Annotated in this window: 23 protein-coding genes; 16 read left to right on the forward strand and 7 right to left on the reverse strand. The window is 65.1% G+C overall.

Annotation, left to right across the window (positions count from 1 at the left end; genetic code table 11):
* Positions 1-35: 35 nt before the first annotated feature.
* The 11 genes from motB (at position 36) to LK542_RS21705 (ending at position 9,800) form a co-directional block, all read left to right on the forward strand.
* Positions 36-998, forward strand: coding sequence for a flagellar motor protein MotB (gene motB / locus LK542_RS21655; protein WP_227813546.1), 963 nt, complete (start codon positions 36-38; stop codon positions 996-998).
* Between the two features lie 19 nt (positions 999-1,017).
* Entirely contained in the window at positions 1,018-1,566 is a 549-nt protein-coding gene (locus LK542_RS21660) for a chemotaxis protein (protein ID WP_227802128.1), read from the forward strand.
* Positions 1,567-1,641: 75 nt separating this feature from the next.
* Positions 1,642-2,007 carry a response regulator gene (locus tag LK542_RS21665; protein WP_227802129.1) on the forward strand — a complete coding sequence of 122 codons (366 nt, stop codon included), beginning with the start codon at positions 1,642-1,644 and terminating at the stop codon, positions 2,005-2,007.
* Between the two features lie 49 nt (positions 2,008-2,056).
* Entirely contained in the window at positions 2,057-4,216 is a 2,160-nt protein-coding gene (cheA, locus tag LK542_RS21670; RefSeq protein WP_227813547.1) for a chemotaxis protein CheA, read from the forward strand.
* 24 nt (positions 4,217-4,240) lie between these two features.
* Positions 4,241-4,741 carry a chemotaxis protein CheW gene (locus LK542_RS21675; protein WP_227802131.1) on the forward strand — a complete coding sequence of 167 codons (501 nt, stop codon included), beginning with the start codon at positions 4,241-4,243 and terminating at the stop codon, positions 4,739-4,741.
* 85 nt (positions 4,742-4,826) lie between these two features.
* A complete protein-coding gene (locus tag LK542_RS21680) occupies positions 4,827-5,684 on the forward strand; it encodes a CheR family methyltransferase (protein WP_227802132.1) in 858 nt (285 codons plus the stop codon).
* Positions 5,685-5,691: 7 nt separating this feature from the next.
* A complete protein-coding gene (cheD, locus tag LK542_RS21685; protein ID WP_227813548.1) occupies positions 5,692-6,285 on the forward strand; it encodes a chemoreceptor glutamine deamidase CheD in 594 nt (197 codons plus the stop codon).
* 50 nt (positions 6,286-6,335) lie between these two features.
* Complete coding sequence (locus LK542_RS21690) at positions 6,336-7,397, forward strand: chemotaxis response regulator protein-glutamate methylesterase (RefSeq protein ID WP_227802134.1); 1,062 nt, start codon at positions 6,336-6,338, stop codon at positions 7,395-7,397.
* A 119-nt stretch (positions 7,398-7,516) separates the two neighbouring features.
* Entirely contained in the window at positions 7,517-7,909 is a 393-nt protein-coding gene (cheY, locus tag LK542_RS21695) for a chemotaxis response regulator CheY (protein ID WP_159697806.1), read from the forward strand.
* A gap of 1 nt (position 7,910) precedes the next feature.
* Positions 7,911-8,549, forward strand: a complete 639-nt coding sequence (gene cheZ, locus LK542_RS21700; protein WP_227802135.1) for a protein phosphatase CheZ — start codon at positions 7,911-7,913, stop codon at positions 8,547-8,549.
* A gap of 45 nt (positions 8,550-8,594) precedes the next feature.
* Positions 8,595-9,800 carry an EAL and HDOD domain-containing protein gene (locus tag LK542_RS21705; RefSeq protein ID WP_227813549.1) on the forward strand — a complete coding sequence of 402 codons (1,206 nt, stop codon included), beginning with the start codon at positions 8,595-8,597 and terminating at the stop codon, positions 9,798-9,800.
* Positions 9,801-9,970: 170 nt separating this feature from the next.
* Here LK542_RS21705 and LK542_RS21710 read toward each other — a convergent pair whose 3' ends face one another.
* The 6 genes from LK542_RS21710 to metG all read right to left on the reverse strand — a co-directional run bounded on the left by LK542_RS21710 (position 9,971) and on the right by metG (position 16,581).
* Complete coding sequence (locus LK542_RS21710) at positions 9,971-10,744, reverse strand: PilZ domain-containing protein (protein WP_227802137.1); 774 nt, start codon at positions 10,742-10,744, stop codon at positions 9,971-9,973.
* Positions 10,745-10,858: 114 nt separating this feature from the next.
* On the reverse strand, positions 10,859-11,698 hold the full coding sequence (gene panC, locus LK542_RS21715; RefSeq protein ID WP_227813550.1) for a pantoate--beta-alanine ligase: 840 nt from the start codon (positions 11,696-11,698) through the stop codon (positions 10,859-10,861).
* 32 nt (positions 11,699-11,730) lie between these two features.
* Positions 11,731-12,642 carry a ScpA family protein gene (locus LK542_RS21720; RefSeq protein WP_227813551.1) on the reverse strand — a complete coding sequence of 304 codons (912 nt, stop codon included), beginning with the start codon at positions 12,640-12,642 and terminating at the stop codon, positions 11,731-11,733.
* A gap of 19 nt (positions 12,643-12,661) precedes the next feature.
* Complete coding sequence (locus LK542_RS21725) at positions 12,662-12,871, reverse strand: DUF3460 family protein (protein WP_227802140.1); 210 nt, start codon at positions 12,869-12,871, stop codon at positions 12,662-12,664.
* 66 nt (positions 12,872-12,937) lie between these two features.
* Complete coding sequence (locus LK542_RS21730; RefSeq protein WP_227813552.1) at positions 12,938-14,254, reverse strand: hypothetical protein; 1,317 nt, start codon at positions 14,252-14,254, stop codon at positions 12,938-12,940.
* Positions 14,255-14,421: 167 nt separating this feature from the next.
* Positions 14,422-16,581 carry a methionine--tRNA ligase gene (gene metG / locus LK542_RS21735; protein ID WP_229521349.1) on the reverse strand — a complete coding sequence of 720 codons (2,160 nt, stop codon included), beginning with the start codon at positions 16,579-16,581 and terminating at the stop codon, positions 14,422-14,424.
* 148 nt (positions 16,582-16,729) lie between these two features.
* On the opposite strand from metG, the gene apbC reads away from it, so the two are divergent.
* Positions 16,730-17,818: an iron-sulfur cluster carrier protein ApbC gene (gene apbC, locus LK542_RS21740; protein WP_227813553.1), complete on the forward strand. Its 1,089-nt coding sequence runs from the start codon at positions 16,730-16,732 to the stop codon at positions 17,816-17,818.
* A gap of 33 nt (positions 17,819-17,851) precedes the next feature.
* On the forward strand, positions 17,852-18,628 hold the full coding sequence (locus LK542_RS21745; protein WP_227813554.1) for a hypothetical protein: 777 nt from the start codon (positions 17,852-17,854) through the stop codon (positions 18,626-18,628).
* A 1-nt stretch (position 18,629) separates the two neighbouring features.
* Here LK542_RS21745 and LK542_RS21750 read toward each other — a convergent pair whose 3' ends face one another.
* On the reverse strand, positions 18,630-19,799 hold the full coding sequence (locus tag LK542_RS21750) for an EAL domain-containing protein (RefSeq protein WP_227813555.1): 1,170 nt from the start codon (positions 19,797-19,799) through the stop codon (positions 18,630-18,632).
* A 177-nt stretch (positions 19,800-19,976) separates the two neighbouring features.
* On the opposite strand from LK542_RS21750, the gene LK542_RS21755 reads away from it, so the two are divergent.
* The 3 genes from LK542_RS21755 (at position 19,977) to gltX (ending at position 25,388) form a co-directional block, all read left to right on the forward strand.
* Positions 19,977-22,514 (forward strand): diguanylate cyclase, encoded by a 2,538-nt coding sequence (locus tag LK542_RS21755; RefSeq protein WP_227813556.1) that lies wholly within the window; start codon positions 19,977-19,979, stop codon positions 22,512-22,514.
* A gap of 36 nt (positions 22,515-22,550) precedes the next feature.
* Positions 22,551-23,906, forward strand: a complete 1,356-nt coding sequence (locus tag LK542_RS21760; protein WP_227813557.1) for an aminotransferase class I/II-fold pyridoxal phosphate-dependent enzyme — start codon at positions 22,551-22,553, stop codon at positions 23,904-23,906.
* A 90-nt stretch (positions 23,907-23,996) separates the two neighbouring features.
* Complete coding sequence (gene gltX, locus LK542_RS21765) at positions 23,997-25,388, forward strand: glutamate--tRNA ligase (RefSeq protein ID WP_227813558.1); 1,392 nt, start codon at positions 23,997-23,999, stop codon at positions 25,386-25,388.
* Positions 25,389-25,506: the final 118 nt, after the last annotated feature.

A 25,506-nucleotide genomic window follows, 5' to 3' on the forward strand; every position in this document is an offset into this window, starting at 1 on the left:
GCTTCATCCGATCAACCAGCACAGACGAGGGGACCATGGCTGACGACAACATGCGTCCCATCGTCGTCAAGCGCATCAAGAAGGTGGCCGGTGGCCACCACGGCGGCGCCTGGAAGATCGCGTACGCCGACTTCGTGACCGCAATGATGGCCTTCTTCCTGCTCATGTGGCTGCTCGGCTCGACCGCCAAGGGTGACCTGGAAGGCATCTCGGAATACTTCAAGACGCCGCTGAAGGTGGCGATGTCCGGCGGCTCGGGCGCGGGCGATGCCTCGTCCGTGATCAAGGGCGGCGGCACCGACCTGACCCGCCGCAACGGCCAGGTCAAGAAAGGCGATATCGACCCGACTTCGAAGACCTACAACCTGGAAGCGGCCAAGGCGCAGGTGGCAAAAGCCGAAGCCGACCGCCTGCAGTCGCTGAAATCGAAGATCGAATCGGTCATCGAGGTCAACCCGCTGCTGAAGAAATACAAGAACCAGCTGCTGCTCGACATCACCAGCGAAGGCCTGCGCATCCAGATCGTGGACGAGCAGAACCGCCCGATGTTCGCCCTGGCCAGGGCCGATCTGCAGCCGTACACCAAGGACATCCTGAACGTGATCGGCATGGTCCTGAACGAAGTACCGAACAAGATCGGCCTGTCGGGGCATACCGACTCGACGCCGTATCCGAGCGATGCCGGCTACAGCAACTGGGAACTGTCGGCCGACCGCGCCAACGCCTCGCGCCGCGAACTGGTGCGCGGCGGCCTGGGCGACGACAAGGTGCTGCGCGTGGTGGGCCTGGCCTCGGCCGCGCCGCTCGACCGCACCGATCCGTTCAACCCGATCAACCGGCGCATCAGCATCATCGTGATGAACAAGCGCACCGAGGAAGCCGTCCAGCGCGACGCCGCGAACCTCGAGGTGCCGGCGCAGCAACCCGCGGCAGCGGCCGAGGCGGTCGCCGCCGCCGGCGGTACGCCGCCCGCCGGTACGCCGGCCGGCACGAAGTAGCCAGGACAGGAGGACCCGAATGAAAAGAAAAAAGATACTGGGCTCGCACGTGAAGCGCCTCCTGTCCGGGGTGGCGATCCACGGGCGGCGCCACCTGAATGAAGTCGAGACCGATCTGCTGCAGACCGAACTGCTGCTGGAAGAAGCCATCGACAAGCTGACCAGCAGCTTCATGGCGATCCACACCGCCGTCGGCGCGCGCCAGGAAGCGATCAACCGCCTTCTGGCGGGCGAGACGCCGAGCGCGGAAGACAGTGCGAACCTGGCAGACATGTCGGGCGAGATCGGCCAGCACGTGAACACGGCGATCACCAGCATGCAGTTCCAGGACATGACCAGCCAGCTGATCGACCGCACCCTGCGCCGCGTGGCCGGGCTGCGCGAATTCCTCGGCACGCTCAGCGAACACGGCGCGGAAATCGCGCCCGAGACCGACAGCGAGGAAATCGTCGAACGCCTGGGAAAGGTCAGCATGGCGCTGGCGATCCAGTCGCTCGAGCTGCGCAGCATGCTGCGCAAGTCGGTGGACCAGCATCATCTCGAAAGCGGGGACATCGAGCTCTTCTGAGTCCGCTGGCCACAACTATTTAGCCACTCAACATTCAACCGGAACAGTCCGGGATTAAAACAGCAGGAGCAAAACATGGCAAAAACGATTCTCGCGGTCGACGATTCCAGTTCGCTGCGCCAGATGGTGGCCTTCAGCCTGAAGGCCGCCGGCTACAACGTCGTGGAGGCGGTCGACGGCATGGATGGCCTCGAGAAGGCGAAGCTGCAGGGCGTGGACCTGGTGCTGACCGACCAGAACATGCCGCGCATGGACGGCCTGTCCTTGATCAAGACCCTGCGCACGCTGCCGACCTACGCCAAGACCCCGATCCTGATGCTGACCACCGAGTCGTCCGACGAGATGAAGGCCAAGGGCCGCGCCGCCGGCGCCAACGGCTGGCTGGTCAAGCCTTTCGATCCGCAGCGCCTGATCGAGGTCGTCAAGAAAGTCATCGGCTGATTGGCGTGCCAATCGCGGTGACGCATCAGGACATTACACGGATTTCATCATGACGATCGACATCAGCCAGTTTTACCAGGTCTTTTTCGACGAGGCAGAGGAACTGCTCGCCGAAATGGAGCGGCTGCTGCTGGGCGTCGACGTGGCAGCGCCGGACCCGGAAGACCTGAACGCCATCTTCCGCACCGCCCATTCCGTCAAGGGCGGGGCATCGACCTTCGGCCTCACCGACATGAGCGAAGTCACGCACGTGCTCGAGTCGCTGCTGGACCGCATCCGCAAGGGCGAGATGGCGCTGACCTCGAACCACGTGGACGCCTTCCTGGCGGCCAAGGACAGCCTCAAGATGCAGCTCGACGGCCACCGCCACGGCGCCAGTGTCGACCAGGAAGCGGTCGCCAACGTGCGCATGGTGCTGCACGACCTGGCCGAGGGCCTGGTGCCGCAGGCGCCGGTGGTGGCGCCGTCCTACCTCACGGCGGACGCCAAGAACCATCACCCCACCGAGGGCGCGCACCGCTACAAGATCGAACTGCCGCCGGTGGAGCAGCGCGACATCAGCGCCCTGGTCGATGAACTCGGCCTGATGGGCCGCGTGAAGGTCACGCCGCTCGAGGGCGGGCGCAGCGCCATCATCATTACTACCCACGAGAGCCTGGACGACATCATCGCGATCTGCTCCTTCGTGCTCGACCCGGAAGACCTGAAGATCTTCGAGGCCCCGGCATTGACGCCGGAGCAGCGCGCCATCGAGGCGGCCGAACGCAAGCGCATCGAAGAGCAGCAGGGCTACGGCTTCTTCGACTTCGACGACGAGGGCGAGGCGGGCGCGGCCAGGGAAGACGAACTGTCGGACGACGAGCGCGGCTACGGCTTCTTCCAGCCGATCGAACAGATCCGCGCCGCGGCCGGCATCGGCAGCGAAGCCGCGCCGCCGCCGGTGAAAGAAACGCGCCCGGACCCGATCGAACTGTCCGAGCTGGCCGCCGAGAAGAAGGCCGCAGCCAAGAAGGATCCGCATGCCGAATCGTCCTCGATCCGGGTCTCGGTGGAGAAGGTCGACCAGCTGATCAACCTGATCGGCGAACTGGTGATCACCAACGCCATGCTCGAGCAGCGCAGCGGCAACCTCGACCCGATGGCGCACGAGCGCCTGCTCAATTCGATCAGCCAGCTGGGCCGCAATACCCGCGAGCTGCAGGAAGCGGTGATGTCGATCCGCATGATGCCGATGGACTTCGTGTTCTCGCGCTTCCCGCGCATGGTGCGCGACCTGGCGTCGAAGCTCGGCAAGAAGGTCGACTTCATCACCAACGGCGCCGCCACGGAACTGGACAAGGGCCTGATCGAGCGCATCGTCGATCCGCTCACCCACCTGGTGCGCAACTCGATCGACCATGGCATTGAGATGCCGGCCGCGCGTGTGGCTGCCGGCAAGTCGGAAGCAGGGCGCTTGTTCCTGTCGGCCGGCCACCAGGGCGGCAACATCGTGATCGAAGTGTCGGACGACGGCGGTGGCCTGAACCGCGACCGCATCCTGGCCAAGGCCAGCGAGAACGGCCTGGCGGTATCGCCGAACATGACGGACGAAGAAGTCTGGCAGCTGATCTTCGCGCCGGGCTTCTCGACCGCCGAGCAGGTGACCGACGTGTCCGGCCGCGGCGTGGGCATGGACGTGGTCAAGCGCAACATCGCCTCGATGGGCGGGACCGTGGACATCCGCTCCGCACGCGGCTTCGGCACCACCATCTCGATCTCGCTGCCCTTGACGCTCGCCATCCTGGACGGCATGTCGATCAGGAGCGGCGACGAGATCTACATCCTGCCGCTGTCTTTCGTGGTCGAGTCGCTGCAGCCGACTGCGGAAGATATCCGCGACATCGCCGGCCGTGGGCGTGTGCTGAAGGTGCGCGGCGAATACCTGCCGCTGATCCCGCTGTACCAGATGTTCGACATCACGCCGCGCATCACCGACCCGAGCGAAGGCATCGTGGTGATCCTCGAGACCGAAGGCAAGAAGGCCGCGCTGTTCGTCGACGAACTGGTGGGGCAGCAGCAGGTGGTGGTCAAGAATCTGGAAGCGAACTACCGCAAGGTGGCCGGCATCTCGGGCGCCACCATCCTGGGCGACGGCGGCGTCGCCCTGATCCTGGACGTGGCTGCGCTGGTGCGATCCTCGCGCCAGCTGCTCGACGACGCAACCGTTTAATCATTACCAACCAAGGACGTGAACATGTCTACTGTACAGAACAACAAGCCGCTGGAAGGCGCAAACGAAGGCGCGGGCAGCGAATTCCTGGCCTTCACCCTCGGCTCCGAGGAATACGGCATCGACATCCTCAAGGTGCAGGAAATCCGCGGCTACGAAGCGGTGACCCGCATCGCCAATGCACCGGAATTCATCAAGGGCGTGATCAACCTGCGTGGCATCATCATCCCGGTGGTGGACATGCGCATCAAGTTCAAGCTGGGCACTCCGGTGTACGACCAGTTCACCGTCGTGATCATCCTGAACATCGCGGGCCGCATCATGGGCATGGTGGTTGACAGCGTGTCGGACGTGACCACGCTCACCCCGGACCAGATCAAGCCGGCCCCGGAAATGGGCACCGCCTTCGACACCAACTACATGATCGGCCTGGGCACCGTGGACGAGCGCATGCTGATCCTGGTCGACATCGACAAGCTGATGTCGTCGAGCGAGATGGGCCTGATGGACAAGCTGGCGGCGTAAGCCACCGCTCCACCGGTTCCGGCACGAGCATCAGGAAATGGGAAAGCCCGGGCGACCGGGCGCACAGCAAGAAAGAGGCAAGCAAGTGCCGCAGCAAAGAACCGATACGGTCAAGGAATTCGACTTCACACGCAGTGATTTCGAACGGGTCCGCGCGCTGATCTACCAGCGCGCCGGCATCTCGCTGGCCGACAGCAAGCAGGAGATGGTCTACTCGCGCCTGGCGCGGCGCCTGCGCGCGACCGGGATCCAGTCCTTCGCGCGCTACCTCGACGACCTCGAGGCCGGCCGCATGGCGAGCGAGTGGGAGTCCTTCACCAATGCGCTGACCACCAACCTGACCTCGTTCTTCCGCGAGGCCCACCACTTCCCGCTGCTGGCGGAGCACCTGCAGGCCCTGCGCCGCCGTGACGGCGCGCCGCTCACCATCTGGTGCTCGGCCGCGTCCACCGGCGAAGAGCCGTACTCGATCGCGATGACGGCCTGCGAAGCCTTCAACACGCTCACCCCGCCAGTGCAGATCGTGGCCACCGACATCGACACCAACGTGCTCGCCACCGGCGAGAACGGCGTGTATCCGATGGACCGCGTCGACAAGGTGGGCGCAGAGCGCCTCAAGCGCTTCTTCCAGAAAGGGAAGGGCGCCAACGCTGGCATGGCGCGGGTGCGGCCGGAGCTGCGCCAGCTGGTCAGCTTCCGCCAGCTCAACCTGCTGGCGGGCGAGTGGCCGGTACAGGGACAGTTCGACGCGATCTTCTGCCGCAACGTGATGATCTACTTCGACAAGGACACCCAGCGCCGCATCCTGGCGCGCTTCGTGCCCCTGATGAAGCCGCACGCCCTGCTGTTTGCCGGGCACTCCGAAAACTTCCTGTACGTGTCGGATGCGCTGCGCCTGCGCGGCAAGACGGTGTACGAGCTCGACCAGGCCGCGCGCCGCTGATACCGACATGAACAACCAGTTCGCCACCAACGTCTACTACGACCGCACCTTCGACTGCGACGCGGCCAAGATCCTGCCGGGCGAGTACTACTACACCGGCAAGAACATGCTGATCGTGACGGTGCTCGGCTCCTGCGTGTCGGCCTGCATCCGCGACCGCATCACGGGCCTGGGCGGCATGAACCACTTCATGCTGCCCGACGGCGGCGACGGCAGCAGCCCGGTGTCGGCCTCGATGCGCTACGGGAGCTTCGCCATGGAGATCCTGATCAACGACCTGCTCAAGGCCGGCGCGCGGCGCGAGCACCTGGAAGCCAAGGTATTCGGCGGCGGCGCGGTGCTGCGCGGCTTCACGGCGATGAACGTGGGCGAGCGCAACGCGGCCTTCGTGATGGATTTCCTGAAGACCGAGCGCATCCCGGTGCTGGCCTCGGACCTGAACGACATCTATCCGCGCAAGGTGTACTTCTTCCCGAAGACCGGCAAGGTGCTGGTGAAGAAGCTGATGCAGACCCAGAACGACACGCTGGCAAAACGCGAACTCGATTACGCCAAGCGGCTCAAGGTCGAGCCGGTCGGCGGCGACATCGACCTGTTCTGACGCGTTTGCCCCAGTTCTAAATAACAATAAAGACCTGAAAGGGACGACTCATGACAATCAAGGTACTGATCGTCGACGACTCTGCGCTGATCCGCAGCGTGATGAGCGAAATCGTCAACTCGCAACCGGACATGGAAGTGGTGGCCACGGCCCCCGATCCGCTGGTCGCGCGCGACCTGATCAAGCGCCACAACCCCGACGTGCTCACGCTCGACGTCGAGATGCCGAAGATGGACGGCCTGGACTTCCTGGAAAAGCTGATGCGCCTGCGCCCGATGCCGGTGCTGATGGTGTCCTCGCTGACCGAGCGCGGCTCGGAAATCACGATGCGGGCGCTGGAACTGGGCGCCGTCGACTTCGTGACCAAGCCGAAGATCTCGATCCAGACCGGGATGCGCGAATACACGGAACTCATCGCCGACAAGATCCGCGCAGCCTCGCGCGCGCGCATCAAGCGCGCGGTGCCGGGCGCGGTGCCCACGGCGCAGCTGTCGGCGCTGCGCAGCCCGCTCATCTCCTCGGAAAAGCTGATCATCATCGGCGCCTCCACCGGCGGCACCGAGGCGATCCGCGAATTCCTGATGCAGATGCCCTCGGACTGCCCGGGCATCCTGATCGCCCAGCACATGCCGGAAGGCTTCACCAGCTCCTTCGCCAAGCGCCTCGATTCGCTGTGCAAGATCAGTGTCAGCGAGTCGCAGGGCAACGAGCGGGTACTGCCGGGCCACGCCTATATCGCCCCCGGGCATTCGCACCTGCTGCTTACGCGTTCGGGCGCCAACTACATGACGAAGATCGAACAAAGCCCGCCGGTCAACCGGCACCGGCCCTCGGTGGACGTGCTGTTTCGCAGCGCGGCCGAGGCGGCGGGCAAGAACGCCGTTGGTGTTATCCTGACCGGCATGGGCAAGGACGGCGCCGCGGGCATGCTGGACATGCGCAATGCCGGAGCGCACAATTTCGCGCAGGACGAGGCGAGCTGTGTCGTGTTCGGCATGCCGCGCGAAGCGATTGCCATCGGCGCTGCTCACGAAACGGGCAGTTTGCAGGCTTTGCCGCGCATGGTGCTCGAGCACCTGGCCCTGCAAGGCAGCCGAGCGTTGCGTGTTTGATCCGGATGCGGTTGTATTGCTGCCATTTTATCGCCGTACGGCAACAAAAATGCTATTCTGGAGGCTGTTGCAGTCTCCATCCACTAAACCAAAGTACAAGTTTCAAAACGGAGTAATTCATGGCTGATCCAAAGATGCGTTTTCTGGTTGTTGACGATTTCTCGACGATGCGTCGCATCGTCCGGAATCTGTTGAAAGAACTGGGTTATGCCAATGTCGACGAAGCGGAAGACGGCGTGATGGGCCTGGCCAAGCTGCGCAGCGAGCAGTTCGACTTCGTGGTCTCGGACTGGAACATGCCGAACATGGACGGCCTGACCATGCTGCAGAATATTCGTGCCGATCCCGCGCTGGCCAAGCTGCCGGTGCTGATGGTGACCGCCGAAGCCAAGAAGGAAAACATCATCGCGGCCGCACAGGCAGGCGCCAGCGGCTACGTGGTCAAGCCGTTCACGGCCGCCACCCTGGACGAGAAGCTCAACAAGATCTTCGAAAAGATGGACAAGGGCTGACATGATGGAGCAGACTGCTGTCCAGGTGGAAGGCTCCCACGAGGAGGTCCTGAGCCGGATCGGCCACATGACCCGCGCATTGCACGAAAACCTGCGCGGTCTGGGCCTCGACAAGCTGATCGAGAAAGCGGCGAGCGACATCCCCGATGCGCGCGACCGCCTCGACTATGTTGCCCGCCTGTCGGAACAGGCCGCCAAGCGCGTGCTGGACGCCACCGACACCGCCGGTCCCGTGCAGGACGCGATCGAGACCCGGTCGAGCGAGCTGGCCGGCTCCTGGCAGGCGCTGCTGGACAAGGGTGCGTCGGACGCCGAGTGGCGTGCGCTGGCGCAGCGTACGATCGCCGGCCTGAACGAGTCGCGCATCGGCGCCGCTGCCACCCGCAGCCAGCTGATGGACATCATGATGGCCCAGGACTTCCAGGATCTGACCGGCCAGGTGATCGGCCGCATCACGGGCATTGCCCAGAACCTCGAGAAGCAGCTGGTGCAGGTGCTGATCGATTTCGCCCCGAGCGAGATCAAGCGCGAGCTGGACAACGGCTTGCTGAACGGTCCGCAGATCAACCCGGAAGGCAAGAGCGAAGTGGTAGCCGACCAGGGCCAGGTCGACGACCTGCTCGACAGTCTCGGTTTTTGATGCACGCCGGGCCGCGTGCTCGTCCAGTTTCTACTCCGCGCCCACATGCACCAAACCAATTTCATCGTTCGTGAACCGCTGCTTGATCCCAAGCAGCGCGTCATCGGCTACGAGCTGTCGTGGCAGCACCACGACGGCAAGGTGGCAACCGACAAGGAGCTGGAAGACCTGGTCGGCTTCGTCGCCGAGCATGTCAACCATGCCGAGCATGGCTGGCTGCTGCGCGACAAGCTCCTGTTCCTTGATGCCGTCCCGGAGATGCTCTCGCTGGATGCGCTGCATGCGCTGCCGCCGGAAAAGACCGTCCTCACCCTCAACATCCGCCGCCTGACCGATCCCGATGTGCGCGCTGCCGTGCAGGCGGTGCGCGTGGGCGGCGTCGGGGTGTCGATTCGCGGGGCTGACCTGAACCTGCTGGGCCGCAACCTGTCGCCCTATGCCTCCTATGTCGAGGTGCAGTTCGCCGGCGCCGACGTCTCCACCCAGGCACGCACCTATGCCGCCGCCAAGAACGCCGCGGTGCGCATGGTGGGCCGTCCGGTTGCGACCTGGGCCGACTTCGACGCCTGCGCCGCGCTCGGCCTCGATTCCTTTGTCGGCAAGCTGCACCTGACCCCGCGTCCGGGCAATCCGGTCAAGGGCATGAACCCGACTCAGAGCACGATCCTGCAGCTGATGCAGATGGTGCAGAACAACGAGGACGTGCCGAAGATCGAGAACGTCCTGAAGCGCGATCCGGCGCTGACCTACAAGCTGCTCAGCTACATCAACTCGGCCGGCTTCGGCGCGGCGCGGCGGGTAGAGTCGCTGCGCCAGGCCATCGCCCTGATGGGCTACGCGCCCCTGTACCGCTGGCTGGTGCTGCTGCTGGCCACCGCCAGCACCAGCGGCTTCTCGCCGGTGCTGATGGAAACCGCGGTGGTGCGCGGCCGCCTGGCCGAGCTGCTCGGCATGAAGGCGCTGCGCGGAGAGGCCGAGAACCTGTTCGTGGCCGGCATGTTCTCGCTGCTCGACCGTCTATTGGGCCTGCCGATGATGGAAGTGCTGGAGACGGTGCCGCTGCCGGAAGAGGTGGTCAGGGCGCTGATCGGGCGCGAGGGCAAGTACGGGCCCTACCTGGCGCTGGCCGAGGCCTGCGAGCTCAATTCCAATCTGGTGGCGTCGCTGGCGGAGTCGCTCGATATCAGTCCGCTGGATGTGAACAAGGCGCATTTGTCGGCGCTGGCGTGGGCGCAGAGCGTGGCGGCGTAGAGGTTAAAGCACCTTGGATCCCGGCCTGCGCCGGGATGACGTCGATTCCGTTTCGGTTAAGCAGAGGCAGCGGTTTCTACACCGTTGACTGAAAACCGTCGTTCCGGCGAAGGCCGGAACAATGCCACTGGCATTGTTCCGCCCAAGTTCGTTCCGTAACCGCTAGCGCATCACCGCGCCGTAGCGCGCCGCTCCACCGCCCCCGTCGTCACAAACTTCTCCAGCGTCTGCTGCAGCTCCATCGAAATACTCGCAAAACTGCAGCCCACCTGCACCTGCTCGCCCAGCAGGAAGGTGCGGAAGGGTCGCAGCAGGCGCACTTCGAGGTCGGCCATGACCACCAGGTTCGGCCCCAGCTCCAGGCGCACGCCTTCCAGCTTTTTCCCCACATGCAGGCCGAAGCACTGTTCCGGCGTGGCGCGCAGGCCGACGCCGCCCTGGGAGAAGTCGTACAGGGGCAGCTCGACCTGGGTGCCCTTGACGCGGAAACTCGCCATGTAGTGCACGCCCACCGGGGTCTCGACGCGGCGTGCGGCGCGGCGGTTCAGCACCAGGCAGGACGGCGGGAATTCGGCCGCCACGTGCATCCGGTTGTCCGGGGTCGGCTTCCAGGACTGGTCGAGGTCGAACTGCAGCTTGGCGTTGCCGCCGAGCGAAGCTACCAGGGTGGCCTTGCCGGCCGGCGGGCGCTCGCTGCCCGAGAAATCGAGCACGAAATGGGGCAGTTCCGGATCGACCGACTCGATGCGCGCCATCAGCGGTTCGATCCAGCCGGCCGGGAACACGGTGACCGGTTCGCCGGACAGCGACAGGGCGGTCAGCGCTTCGCCGATGTCGAACGGGTCGCGCATTTCATGCGGCTCGGCGGTGCTGCCGATGCGGCTGAGCGCATCCGACTGCTTCGGCGGGCCCTTGCGGTTGAGGGGAGCGGCGGTTTCGTTCACGGCGGAGTCCTTGGTTAGGCGCGGCTATGCAGTGAGCAGTTGCCGCGCGCGTCAAGTATAAAGCCAGTCTTACCGGTATTGCAATTTCGCAAGCAAAGTTTGCTAAGTGCTACCTCAAATCTCCAGGTTATCGATCAGGCGCGTATTGCCCAGCTTGGCCGCAGCCAGTACCACCAGCGGCGTGCCGGCTTCCAGGTCGGCCGCGCTCGGCGCCTGCAGGTCGATGCGCTTGCGGATCGAGACATAGTCCGGTTTCCAGCCGCGTGCGGCCAGGTGCTCCATCGCGCGGCGCTCGACGGCCAGCGGATCGCGCTCGCCGGCGCGCATCGCTTCCGCCACGCCGTTCAGTTGCTGGTACAGCACCGGCGCTTCCGCCCGTTCTTCGCTGGAGAGGTAGCCGTTGCGCGAGGACAGGGCCAGGCCGTCGTCGGCGCGGTAGGTCTCGGCGCCGATGATCTCGGTGGGCAGGCCCAGCTGGCGCGCCATGTTACGGACGATCATCAGCTGCTGGTAATCCTTCTTGCCGAACACGGCCACGCGCGGCTGCACGCAGGAGAACAGCTTGGTCACGACGGTGCACACGCCCTCGAAGAAGCCGGGGCGGAACTCGCCTTCCAGGGTGTTGCCCAGCCCGTCCGGCGGGCGCACGCGGTATTCCTGGGGTTCCGGATACATGTCCTTCTCGGTCGGAGCGAACAGCACGTAGACGCCTTCCTTTTCCAGTTTCTCGACGTCGGCCTGGAAGGTGCGCGGGTATTTGTCGAAATCCTCGTTCGGGCCGAACTGCAGGCGGTTCACGAAGATGGAGGCGACCACCGGGTCGCCATGCCTGCGCGCCAGGCGCATCAGCGAGAGATGCCCCTCGTGCAGGTTGCCCATCGTCGGCACGAAGGCGGTGCGCAGTTGCCCGTGCAGCTGGTCGCGCAGGTCGTCGATGGAGGAAATGATTTTCATGGGTAATAGAAGCTAATAAGGTAACCGGCCAATCAAGCCGGGGAATAGGCCAGGCGCACATAGATCGGCGCGAAGGGTTCGGCCTGCGTGATCTCGATCAAGGTTTCCTTCGCTAGTTCGAGCATGGCGACAAAGTGTACAACCACGATCGGAATCGTGTGCTGGCCTGCGAACAATTCGGAAAATTCGACGAAGCGCTGCGACTGCAGGGTGCGCAGGATGGCCGACATGTGCTCGCGCACCGACAGTTCCTGGCGGCTGATCCGGTGATGCTGGGTCAGCTTGGCGCGGCGCAGCACATCGAGCCAGGCGCGCTGCAGGTCCCAGGGATCGACGTCGGGCAGGGCGGGCTGGAGCGACTGCTCGACGAACAGCTGGGGACGCACGAAGTCGCGGCCTTCCTGCGGCAGGGCGCCCAGCGCCACGGCGGCCGACTTGATCTGCTCGTAGTCGAGCAGGCGCCGCACCAGTTCCGCGCGCGGGTCGCCGACGTCCTCGACCACGTCGTCCTGGCGCTTGGGCAGCAGCATGCGCGACTTGATCTCAATCAGCATCGCCGCCATGAGTAAATACTCGGCGGCCAGTTCCAGGTTGCGCTGGCGGATCTGCTCGACGTATTCCAGGTATTGCAGGGTCACCTGCGCCATCGGGATGTCGAGGATGTTGAAGTTCTGCTTGCGGATCAGGTACAGCAGCAGGTCGAGCGGACCTTCGAAGGCGTCGAGGAAGACCTCGAGCGCATCCGGCGGAATGTACAGGTCGTTCGGCAGGCGCGTCAGCGGCTCGCCGTACAGGCGTGCGATGGCAGCCTCGGCCGCATCGGCCGCAGCATTCAGCTGGGCGTCGGCCAGCTGGGCGTCGTCAGGGGGCAGGGGCGTCCCATCCTGCGGGGGATCGGCCGGCGTCGCGTCTTCCGACTGCGGCGCCGCCTGCTCGGGCAGCATCAGGACGGGTCCCTCGGGTTCAGACCTTGGTCTGGTACGGGTAGGCCTGCTGGCGCAGGCGCGACTGCTTGATGCGCTCCTGCTCGTCCAGCGACAGCGGGGCCTTGTCCCACAGCAGGGAGCGGCCTTCGACCTGGCGCTCTTCCATGCCAGGGGTCTTGGATTTCAGTTCATTGATGAACTTGGTGTGCTCGGATTCGTACAGCGAGTGTTGTTTCTTGAAAAACATGATTTCCAGAATGAGGTAAGGAAGGTGCCGGGCAGATTCTTGTTCCCGGCAGCGTTCACGTCAAGTTTACTTGTGCAGTTCGTTCAGCTGGCGCGCGATGATGTCGTGGCTGAGCCACAGCACCGGGGCGATCTTTTCCGACGCGCCGTGGAACATCAAGGGACCCGCGCCTTCCAGCACCAGGCTCGACAGGTGGTCGGTGATCAGGGCCTTCTTGTCCTTGTGCAGGCCGGTGATCTCTTCCGAGGTGCCGATCATGACGTCGGCCAGCGCCGGCGTGTTGTCCATCGGCCAGGCCTCGAAGTTGCGGAAGTGGGCGCTGGTCGCGTCGTTATTGTACTGTTCGATCTTGTCGAGCAGCGATTGCAGCGAGGTGCCTTCGCCCAGCAGGTCCTGGCAGATCTGCCACTGCTGCTCGGCCCAGGCGCCGCCGCCTTCCTTCTTCAGGGCGGTCAGGAGCGGGAACAGCGACAGCTCGACGCCGACGAAGATGTCGGAGGAGTTGGTGCGGATTTCCGGGCAGTTGAACACGGTGGCGTAGACGCCAGCTTTCCAGGCCGCTTCGGCGATCGACTCCAGGCGCATCTTGGCATAGCCCTGGGTGTAGTTGGTGTAGGTCTGCCAGACGTATTCGCCGCCGATCAGGATCTCGGTGCCGTGGTAGCCGTAGGCGGTATAGCGGACTTCGCCGCCGGCTTTGCTCACGCGCTCGCGGATCGCGCTTGACGCATCGATCAGGTACTTGAGGGTATTGGCGGTGACTTCGTCGAAGTTCATCAGGATCAGCTTGCCCAGGTCGCTGTCGAGCAGGGCGCGCGAGGATTCGAAGCGCTCGCCGCGGCCTTTGTAGATGCGGTTGGCGATGGCCAGGAAGGCCTTGATCTTCGGGATGCCGCCGGCCATGGTGTGGGCGAAGAAGACGTTGGCGCCTTCCGGGATCAGCTTGTCGATCTCAGCCATCGCCTGGGCGGCGGAAGTGGTGAAGCGGCGCACGCCTGCTTCGCGGCAGCGCTCGATCTTTGCCCAGTCCAGCTTGTCGTCCTGCCAGGTCTTCAGCTTCACGTCCGCCAGCAGTTCAGTCGGATTCTGCTCGCCTTCCGGGGCGTCCATGTCGAAGCCTGCCATCAGGGGCACATTGATGATCGTTCCGCCCAGCTTCTCTTCCGCCTCCGCGTGTTCTTCCGCGGTCAGGGCGCGCAGCGCGCCGCTCTCGTCACGGCGACCGACGGTGATGCCGACGATGGTCATGCCCGCCTTGCGCGCCTCGTCGATCAGGCCATTCACATAGCCGCGGCCGAACAGTTCGCCGAACAGGACGAAGACGTCGCCTTTGCGGAACACATTGGCGTCCGGGATATGGCGGAGAGGGGTGAATTCGGTCATCTTATTATCTACCTATCTTGTATGGTCTGAAGAGGGCATGCCGGCGTGAACGCAGCGGCGCTAGTTTCAGAAAAAACACGCCATTATAACGCTGGGAATCAGCGCGAGTTTGATTTTGGCGGCTGGCAGGGACGGGCTTGCGCAAGGGGCAAGCCCGCTGGCATTGCTTAGCGAATGCGCATGCCCGGGGTGGCGCCCGGCATCGGATCGAGCAGGTACAGGCCCGGATTGGCCTTCTCGTCGGCTGCCGAGGCACACAGCACCATGCCTTCCGACACGCCGAACTTCATCTTGCGCGGCGCCAGGTTGGCGACCATGACGGTCAGCTTGCCGACCAGCTCTTCCGGCTTGTAGGCCGATTTGATGCCCGAGAACACGTTGCGGTAGCGGCCTTCGCCTACGTCCAGGGTCAGGCGCAGCAGCTTGCCGGCGCCTTCCACGTGTTCGCAATTGACGATACGGGCCACGCGCAGGTCGATCTTCGTAAAGTCGTCGATCGAGATTTCCGGGGCCAAGGCTTCGATATCGCCGGCTGCCGGTGCGGCCGCATCGTCTTCCGCCGGGGAAAGCGCCGCCACCGCGAGACTGGCATCAGACACGACGGCAGGGGCAGCCGGTGCGGCAGGCTTGTCGAACAGGTTCTCGACCATCTTCGCATCCACGCGCTGCATCAGGTGGCTGTAGGCGCCGATCGTGCGGCCCAGCATGGTCTCGTAGACGGCGGCGCCGTGGGTGTCGGCCCAGCTCAGTTCGCCATCGCCCAGGAACTCGGTGACGCGTGCAGCGACTTGCGGCAGCACCGGGGACAGCATGATGCTCAGCTGGCGGAACAGGATCAGCGCCGTGGTGCAGACGTCGTGCAGTTCGGCGGTTTTCGATTCGTCCTTGGCCAGCAGCCAGGGCTTGTTCTCGTCCACGTACTGGTTGACGATGTCGGTGATCTCCATGATCTCGCGCATCGCACGGCCGTACTCGCGCGCTTCGAAAGCGGCCGCGATGCTGGCCTGGCGTTCGGCGCCCTCGTTCATCAGGGCCTTGCAAATCCAGCCCTTGGCGTTGCTAGAGAGCGTGTCGGCCAGCTTGCCGTCGAATTTCTTGGCGATGAAACCGGCGCAGCGGCTGGCGATGTTGATGTACTTGCCGATCAGGTCGCTATTGACGCGGGCCACGAAGTCTTCGCCGTTGAAGTCCAGGTCTTCGACTTTCGCGTTCAGCTTGAATGCCAGGTAGTAGCGCAGCCATTCCGGGTTCATGCCCAGCTCGAGGTAGCGCAGCGGCGAGATGCCGGTGCCGCGCGATTTCGACATCTTTTCGTTGTTGACGGTCAGGTGGCCGTGCACCGCGACCTTCAGCTTGTCGATGATCGGGTGGTGCGAGAAATTCAGCATCGCCGGCCAAAACAGCAGGTGGAAGGAGACGATGTCCTTGCCGATGAAGTGGACCTGCTCGGCGGCCGGGTCGTTCAGGAAGCCCTCGTAATCGATGCCCTTCTTTGAAAAGTAGTTCTTCAGCGAAGCCAGGTAGCCGACCGGCGCGTCCAGCCACACGTAGAAGAACTTGCCCGGCGCATCGGGAATCGGGATGCCGAAATAGGGCGCGTCGCGCGAAATGTCCCAGTCGGCCAGCTTTTCGCCGGATTCGCCCAGCCATTCCGACACCTTGTTGACCATTTCCGGCTGAAGGCGGCCCGGGGTGTTCAGCCACTCTTTGAGAAAAGCGAAGCAGCGCGGGTCGGACAGCTTGAAGAAATACTGTTCCGACGGTTTCAGGATCGGGGTCGAGCCGGTAAACACCGAGAACGGATTGATCAGTTCGGTTGGCTGGTAGGCGGCGCCGCAGACTTCGCAGTTATCGCCGTACTGGTCCTTGGCGTGGCAGACCGGGCACTCGCCCTTGATATTGCGGTCGGCCAGGAACATGCCCTTGACCGGATCGTAGAAGCGGTCGACGGTCTTGGTGACGATCAGGCCGGCGTCGCGCAGTTGACGGTAGATGCCCTGCGACAGTTCGACGTTTTCCGGCGAATCGGTGGAATACCAGTTGTCGAAGGCGATGTGGAAGCCGTTCAGGTACTGCGGGCGGCCGGCAGCGATCTTGGCCACGAATTCCTGGGGTGTGATGCCTTCTTTTTCGGCGGCGATCATGATCGGGGTGCCGTGGGTGTCGTCGGCGCAGACGAAGTGCACCTGGCGCTGGACACCATTATCGCGTTGCATTCGCTGGAAGCGGACCCAGATGTCGGCCTGGATGTACTCCATCATGTGGCCGATATGGAAGGCAGCGTTGGCGTAGGGCAGGGCGGTGGTGACGAACAGCTTGCGGGTCATGGTCGAAGCGTGTGTGGTTATATGAAAAGAAGCATTTTAACAGCCGAAGGCCCTACATGCGCAGGGGGTAATGCGGAGGTTTGCCAAAGCAACAAGAAGTGCGCGGCATTTTGCGCTACACTTCGCCCCAATCACCTTGGAGAAACACATGAGCATCACAGAGAACGACGTCAAGGCGGCATTGTCGGCGGTCATCGATCCTAACACCGGGAAGGATTTCGTTTCTTCCAAATCCATCAAGAACATCAAGCTCAGCGGAAACGACGTCGCGCTCGACGTCGAGCTGGGCTATCCGGCAGCCAGCCAGGTCGCGTCTATCCGCGACAGCGTGGTCGCCGGCGTGCGCGCGCTGCCGGGTATCGGCAACGTGACCGTGAAGGTATACAGCAAGATCCTGTCGCACGCGGTCCAGCGTGGCCTGAAGGTCATGCCGAACGTGAAGAACATCATTGCGGTCGCCTCGGGCAAGGGCGGCGTGGGCAAGTCGACCACGGCCGTCAACCTGGCGCTGGCCCTGGCAGCGGAAGGCGCCAGCGTCGGCATCCTGGACGCCGACATCTACGGCCCCTCGCAGCCGATGATGTTGGGGATTAACGCGCGCCCTGAAAGCCGCGACGGCAAGACCATGGAACCGCTCGAAAACCACGGCGTGCAGGTGTCCTCGATCGGCTTCATGATCGACCCGGACGAGCCGATGGTCTGGCGTGGCCCGATGGTCACCGGAGCGCTGCAGCAGCTGCTCGAGCAGACCAACTGGAACGAGCTCGATTTCCTGATCGTCGACATGCCGCCGGGCACCGGCGACATCCAGCTGACGCTGTCGCAGAAAGTGCCGGTCACGGGCGCGGTGATCGTCACCACCCCGCAGGACATCGCGCTGCTGGATGCGCGCAAGGGCCTCAAGATGTTCGAGAAGGTCGGCATTCCGATCATTGGCGTGGTCGAGAACATGAGCACCCACATCTGCTCGAACTGCGGCCACCACGAGTCGATCTTCGGCGAAGGCGGCGGCGAGAAGATGTGCCAGGACTTCGGTGTCGACTTCCTCGGCAAGCTGCCCCTGACCCTGTCGATCCGCGAGCAGACCGATTCGGGCCGCCCGACCGTGGTCGCCGATCCCGAAGGTCCGGTGGCCAGCATCTATAAACAGATCGCGCGCAAGGTCGCCGTCAAGGTGGCCGAAAAGGCCAAGGACATGACCAGCAAGTTCCCGAGCATCGTCGTCAAGAACGACTGATTTCGCGTGCGTTTGAGCAAACGGGCTTGAAACATGGATGAACAGATCCAGGCGCAGATGCAGCGCATGCAGACGCTGGACGCCGAAGAGCGCTACGGCGAACTGCTGGCTTACCTGCAGGAGCTGTACGCCGCGACCGAGGCGCTGCCTGCGCCGGCGCGCACGGACTACTTCATGACGCTGTTCCAATGGAAGATGCTGATCGAGAAGTACCCGCCGGCGGCCGAGGCCCTGGCCCGGGCGCGTGACGAACAGGCGCGGCGCCTGCTGGCAGGTGAATACCATGTGGGTAGCGCTCCTCACGACCCCATGCACTTCCAGCGCGCCGATCGTGTAGCGCTGATGGTCGAGATGAACCGCACGCTCGGGGATCCTGGCGCTACCCGGGCGGTGTTCCTGCAACTCGAAGCCAAGGATCCGGCCCTGGCGCGCCGCGACGCGTACCGGATGCTGGAAGCAATTGTCGAGGCAGGCGATTTCGCGCTCGGGGAGCGCTACCGCGGCGACCCGCTCGCACTGCTGCGCGACGTGAATGTGAATGCCCAGTCGATGCCGCTGTTTCCGCCTGGCCGGCAGGCGCCAAGGCTGGCCGCCGAGCTGTCGAACCTGACCAAGGATGTCCGCATCGCCATCGCCGTACTGTGTGGGCTGCAGCGCGAGACCGAAGCCCATGCCCTCCGTCGTGCGCTGCTGGATGGCCTTGCCAATGACGAACTGCGCGCGATGGCCGAACGCGAACTGGATGCCCCGGGCACCATCTACGGCATCCACGCCAAGCGCCAGGCAGCATTGGACGAGGCGAGCGGCTGATTCAGTTCTGCAGCGCCGGCCGTCCGAACAGGTAACCCTGTCCTGCCTTGATGCCGAGCCCGCGCAGCACGCCGAGCTCTGCATCCGTTTCCACCCCTTCCGCGACCACATCGCAGCCGGTATCGCGGGCAAACATGGTCAGCGCCGCAGCGAGTGCGCGCCGTCCCGGATCGAGGTCGACCTGGCGGATCAGGCTCTGGTCGAGCTTGATGATGTCGGGCCGCAGCTGCAGGATGTGGCGAAAGCTCGCATAGCCCGATCCGGCGTCGTCGATGGCCAGGCGCAGGCCGCCCCGGCGCAGGCCATCCAGGCTGGCCGCGATCGCCGCATACTCCTCCACCGGCGCGTGCTCCGTCACTTCCAGCACCAGGCGGTCCAGCGGCGCCGCGCCGAGGCGCATTGCCAGCGAACCGTCGAGGATGGTCCGCGGCGATACGTTCAGCGACAGGTAGGCACTCGGCGGCAGCTGCGCCAGGCTGCCCAGGGCAAGCTCGATCGCCAGCAGTTCCAGCTCGCTGCCCTTGTCGACCCGGTGGGCGTCATCGAACCACTGCGCCGGCCCCTTGTCCGCAGCAGCCGGAAAGCGCGACAGCGCCTCGTAACCGAGAATGGCGCCGTCGGCCAGTGCGACGATCGGCTGGTAGGCGATGGCGAGGGCACGGCGGGCGATGACCTCCGACAGCCGCAGGCTGGCCTCTTCGCGCGCCCGCTCGCTCAGGACCCGTTGCTCCAGCATGTCCGCGATCAAACGGGCGAAGCGCGCCATGCCCTCGACGTCGACCTCGCGCAGGCTCGCGCTCGGCCTGCGGCTGTAGCAGCAGAAGGTCCCGAACACCGAGCCGTCCGATAGCCGGATCGGTACGCCCAGGTGGGCGCGGATGCGCATGGCCTCGGTGCAATCCAGGCGCTTGAGGATGGGATAGATATGGCTGTCGTCGACAATCGAGGGGATCGATCCGTCGATGATGTGCTGGCAATAGCTTTCTGATAGAGGATCGGCATGGCCGGGCTGGACCGGCAGCTCGCCGTCGGCGGCGATGTGGCGGAAGATGCGCAGGCCGTTCTTGAATTCGGAGATGAAGGCCACGTCCATCCGCAGGCAGATCCTGGCCAGGTCCACGGCGGACTCGATGATGTCATGCAGGGGTGCTGGAGACTGCTGGGTTGGCATTGAGACTGCCCCGGAGTTGTCTTAGTAACATTGTATGGCGCATGGTCCGGCCCGTAAATACCTGCGCCGCAGTCTATCCATCCCGGATGTTTCCAGCGACTTTCTGTCCGAGAATAAAGCCTCCGGGAAATATCCTACTTACACTCATTGTTGGACTGTGGCGCATGGGAATCCCGGATGAGCGACATCAGAGAGCGGCGGTGGGGCGGGCGTTACCTGGACGCGGCCCACCTGTTCGTCCCTGTCAGGCTGCGGCAGGACGCCAGCGTGCTGGCCCGCGCCGAGAACGTGGTCAACGCGGCCCTGATGGCGGCCACCGCGGGACCCTTGTACGCATTGGCCTACTGGCTGCTCGGCCTCGAGCTGGCGGCGGTCGAGATCCTGGCCTGCTGCGTGGTGATGTTGATGGCCCCCCTGGTCCTGCGCCTGAGCGGCAGCATCGCGCTGGCGCGCGAACTGTTCCTGTGCGCGCTGTTTTTCAATTTCACCTGGCTGACCTGGCACCTGGGCGGCATCCACGCGCCCACCGCCAGCTGGCTAATCACGGCGCCGGTGGTCGCCATGTTCCTGGGCGGGGTGGCCAGCGGGGTGTCCTGGCTGGCGATGAGCTGCGCCGCGGCCGCCGCCATCTGGGGTCTGCCGGCCTTTGGCCGCGCCGTGCCGCCGGCGCCGAATCTCGACATGCCGCTGCTGCACCTGATCTGCAACCTCGGCCTGTACGTGGTGGTGCTGGTGTTCGTGCTGCTGTTCGAACTGACCAAGACCGAAGGCTTCGTCAAGCTGCAGCGCGCCCTGTCCACCATCAACGAGCTGGCGATCCGCGACGAGCTCACGGGCAGCCATAACCGCCGCTTCCTGCTTGGCCTGATCGACCGCGAGAAGGAGCGCAGCGACCGCAACGGCCGGCCGTTCTGCCTGTGCCTGTTCGACATCGACTTCTTCAAGCGCATCAACGACAACTATGGCCACGCCGCCGGCGACCTGGTGCTGCGCAGCTTCGCCGACGCGGTGCAGGGCCAGGTGCGCGGTACCGATGCCTTCGGGCGCTACGGCGGCGAGGAGTTCCTGTTGATGCTGCCCGAGACGCCGGCGCCGGACGCGGTGGTGCTGGCCGAGCGCGTGCGGCGCGTGATCGCCGGCCTGCGCTGCCACGACAACGGCAGCGAAATCACGCTCACGGTGTCGGTCGGCGTGGCCGAATACCGGCTGGGCGAAGCCGTGGCCCAGGCCATCGGGCGCGCCGACGAGGCGCTGTACGTGGCCAAGTCGCTGGGGCGCAACCGAGTGCACTGCCATGACGACGATGAGCACCTGCCGGTGGTGGCCAGGCCGGCGGGGCAGGGGAGCGGACAGCGGTCGGCTGCCAGTGCCGCGCGCCTGATCGACGGCGCCCAGTGCGACCAGCTCACTGGGCTGCTCAACCGCAACCTGCTGCGCGACCGCCTGCGCCATGCGATGGACCGGGCCAACCGCAACCGCCGCCTGGTGGCGCTGCTGCTCCTGAATATCAACGGCTTCAAGGAGATCAACGACGAACTGGGCTACGAGGCGGGCGATGACCTGCTGAACCAGGCGGGGGCGGCGGTCCGGCGCTGCCTGCGCGATTCCGACACCGTGGCGCGCTGGGGTGGCGACGAATTCATCGCGCTGCTGGAAGACCTGAGTTTCGAATCCGACGCCCAGGTGGTGGCCGAGAAGATCCTCGACCGCTTCGGCCTGCCGCTGAACGTGGCGGGACGCGAGTGCTTCGTAACGGGGGCGGTGGGCGTGGCCCTGTACCCGGCGGCCGACTGCGACCTCGATGCGCTGCTCAAGCGCGCCGACATTGCCATGCGCGGGGCCAAGCGCTGGGGCGAGAACAGCGTGCAGGTGTACTCGGGCGACACCGTGCAGCCGCAGAGCGAGCGGCTGGCGCTGAAGAACGGCCTGCGCGAGGCCCTGGTCCAGGGCCAGCTGTTCCTCGAATACCAGCCGCAGATCGACCTGGTGACGCGCCGCGTGGTGGGCGTCGAGGCGCTGCTGCGCTGGCAACATCCGGTGTACGGCCGGGTCGCGCCCAGCCGCTTCATTCCTCTGGCCGAGGAGACCGGCATGATCGTGCCGATTGGCGACTGGGCGCTGCGCACCGCCTGCCTGCAGAACCGCGCCTGGCGCGCGGCCGGCCTGCCGGAGATCAAGACCGCGGTGAACCTGTCGGCGCGCCAGCTGAAGGAGCCCGGCCTGCCGGCGCGGGTGCTGGCCATCCTCGGCGAGACCGGGATGCCGGCGCACTGCCTCGACCTCGAGATCACCGAGGGCATGCTGATCGAAGACCTGGCGGGCAACTGCACCGTCATGAACGGGCTGCGCCAGGCCGGCGTGGTGGTGTCGATCGACGATTTCGGCACCGGCTATTCCAGCCTGAACTACCTGTCCGAGCTGCCGGTGGACATCCTCAAGATGGATGGCTTGTTCGTGCGCCGGCTCGGCGCCGGCGCCGCCGCCGGCAAGTGCGGGCGCTCGTTCGCGATCGCCGAAGCCATCGTCGCGATGGCGCACCGGCTGGGCATGGACGTGATCGCGGAAGCGGTCGAGACGCCCGAACAGCTCGCCGACCTGTGCGCGATGGGCTGCGATGCGGCCCAGGGCTACCTGTTCGCCCGGCCGCTGCCGCCCGGCGAGGTCGCCGCCATGCTCGCGGGCCAGGTCGAGGCCGCGCCGCTCATCCCTGCGTGAACACCGAATCACCCATTCTTGTGCCGGAGGCCTACCTTGCTGAACGAACCGATTCCGTTTGACCCCGCCCACGACCTGGATGCGCTGGCCGCCTCGGGCGCCCTGGGCGGCAACGTCGCCCTGTACCGCCAGCCGCGCGGCCCCGACCTGCTGCGCCGCGCCGCGCCGCTCGAGGACTGGTGCGCGCTGCGCATGCGCCACGGGGTCTGGCCCTATGCGCGCCTGCTGTCGGGTCCACCCGGCCCGCTGGCCACGGTCGAGGGCGACGGGCTGGCGGCGGCCCAGGGGATCAACTTCGCTTCGCAGGACTATCTGTCGCTGGCCGCGCACCCGCGGGTGCTTGACGCCGCCATGCGCGTGCTGGCCGAATGCGGACCGCACAGCGCCGGCTCGGCCATCCTGCTCGGGAACAGCCGCTATTCCGCCGCGCTGGAGCAGGAACTGGCCACGCTGCTGCGTTGCCAGCACGCGGTGCTGTTCCCGACCGGCTGGGGCGCCGCCTTCGGGGCGGTGACAAGCCTGGTGCACAGCGCCGACCACGTGCTGATCGACACCCTGGCCCATGCTTCGCTGCGCCAGGGTGCGGCGGCGGCGACGCGCAACGTGGCGGCGTTCCGGCACCTGGACTGCGACCACCTGCGCGAGCTGCTGGCGGGGATCCGTGCGGTCGACGCCAACGGCGCGATCCTGGTGGTCACCGAAGGCCTGTTCAGCATGGATGCCGACAGCCCCGACCTGCCCTTGATGCAGTACCTGTGCCGCGAGTACGGCGCCACGCTGCTGGTGGACGTGGCCCACGACCTGGGCGCCATGGGTCCGGGCGGCGCCGGCGTGATCGGGGCCCAGGGCATGCTGGGCAAGATCGACATCGTGATGGGCGCCTTTTCCAAGACCTTTGCCTCGAACGGCGGTTTCGTCGCCTGCAATGAGCGCAGCGTGCGGCGCCAGTTGCAGCTGTTTGCAGGTCCCCACATGTTCTCGAATGCGCTGTCGCCGGTGCAGGCGGCCACGGTGCTGGAATGCTTGAGAATCGTGACCGCCCCTGAAGGAGAACAGCTGCGCGCGGACCTGATGCGTAACGCGGTCGAGCTGCGCGCGCTGCTGCAGGAGGAAGGCCTGCGCTGCCTCGGCGAGGCGTCGCCGATCGTCCCGCTGCTGCTCGGTTCCGAAGCGGCCACGCGCATCGCCGGCATGCTGCTGGCACGCGAACAGGTTTTTGTGAATCCGATGGAGTTCCCCGGCGTGCCGCTGGGCGCGGCGCGCCTGCGCCTGCAGCTGATGGCGCGCCATACGCCGGCTCAGATCCGGCGCGCAGCAACGTTGCTGGGCACGGCGGCGCGGCGTGCGCTGGCCGCCCCGCGGCCGCTGCTGCGTCGCGGCGCGGCGGCCTGAACGCAAGAGGGCGGCGGGTGGGGCGGTGCGGGGTGCGCGCGCCGATGGCGAGGGAGTAGAATAACGCCTTTCCCTTTTTTGCATTCAGTCATGACCGTCCGCACCCGTTTCGCCCCGAGCCCGACCGGCTACCTCCACCTGGGCGGCGCCCGCACCGCGCTGTATTCCTGGGCCTATGCACGCCACTTCGGCGGCACCTTCATCCTGCGCATCGAAGACACCGACCTCGAACGCTCGACGCCGGAAGCCGTGCAGGCGATCCTGGACGGCATGCAGTGGCTTGGCCTGTCGCACGACGAAGGCCCGTTCTACCAGATGCAGCGCATGGACCGCTACCGCGAGGTGGTGGCCTCGATGCTGGAGCAGGGCACGGCTTACCTGTGCTACTGCTCGCCGGAAGAAGTCGAGGCGATGCGCGAACGCATGCGCGCCGCTGGCGAAAAGCCGCGCTATGACGGCACCTGGCGCCCGGAACCGGGCAAGACCCTGCCGCCGGTACCCGAAGGCGTCAAGCCGGTGGTTCGCTTCAAAAACCCGCTTGATGGCGAGGTCACCTGGAACGATGTGGTCAAGGGCCCGATCACCATCGCCAACAAAGAGCTCGACGACCTGATCATCGCGCGCCCGGATGGCACCCCGACCTACAACTTCTGCGTGTCGGTCGACGACTGGGACATGAAGATCACCCACGTGCTGCGCGGCGACGACCACGTGAACAACACGCCGCGCCAGATCAACATCCTGCGCGCGCTCGGCGCCGAGCTGCCGCAGTACGGCCACCTGCCGATGATCCTGGGCGCGGATGGCCAGAAGCTGTCCAAGCGCCACGGCGCGGTCAGCGTCATGCAGTACCCGGAGCAGGGCTACCTGCCGGAAGCGATGCTGAACTACCTGGCGCGCCTGGGCTGGAGCCACGGCGACGACGAGATCTTCTCGATGGACCAGTTCGTCGAGTGGTTCAACCTGGAACACCTGACCGCCTCGGCGGCCCAGTTCAATCCAGAAAAGCTGGCCTGGCTGAACAACCACTATATCAAGCAGGCCGACAACGAGCGCCTGGCGGGCCTGGCCAAGCCGGTGCTCGAGCGCGAAGGCGCGCAGTTCGAGGGTGCGCCGGCATTGCCGACCGTGATTGCGCTGGTGAAGGACCGCGCCAACACCATCAACGAGCTGGCCGATACCGCCATGCTTTTCTATCGCGAACCGAAGCCGGACGCGGCGCTGCTAGCCCAGCACCTGACGGATGCGGTGCGCCCGGCCCTGGCGACTTTCGCCGAGCGCTGCAAGGACGTGGAATGGAACAAGGCTGCCATCGCCGCCATGTTCAAGGAAGTGCTCGCCGCACACGGCCTCAAGATGCCGCAGATCGCGATGCCGCTGCGCCTGATCGTCACCGGCCAGCTGCAGACGCCGGCCATCGATGCGGTGCTCGAATTGTTCGGGCGCGACGTTGTTTTGGCCCGCGTGGCAAAGTACCTCTAATGCTTTATTCGTGGAGCGCGCATTTTCTGAAAACAGGTATTTGCGAAATGCAAGGCGCTCCGCTATAATGCTCGCACTTCAGCAGCACACGGTAGCAAAGAAGCAGCAGCTACAGTGT

This window comes from Massilia sp. IC2-477 (assembly GCF_020707265.1).
In the GTDB taxonomy this organism is placed as follows: Bacteria; Pseudomonadota; Gammaproteobacteria; order Burkholderiales; family Burkholderiaceae_D; genus Telluria.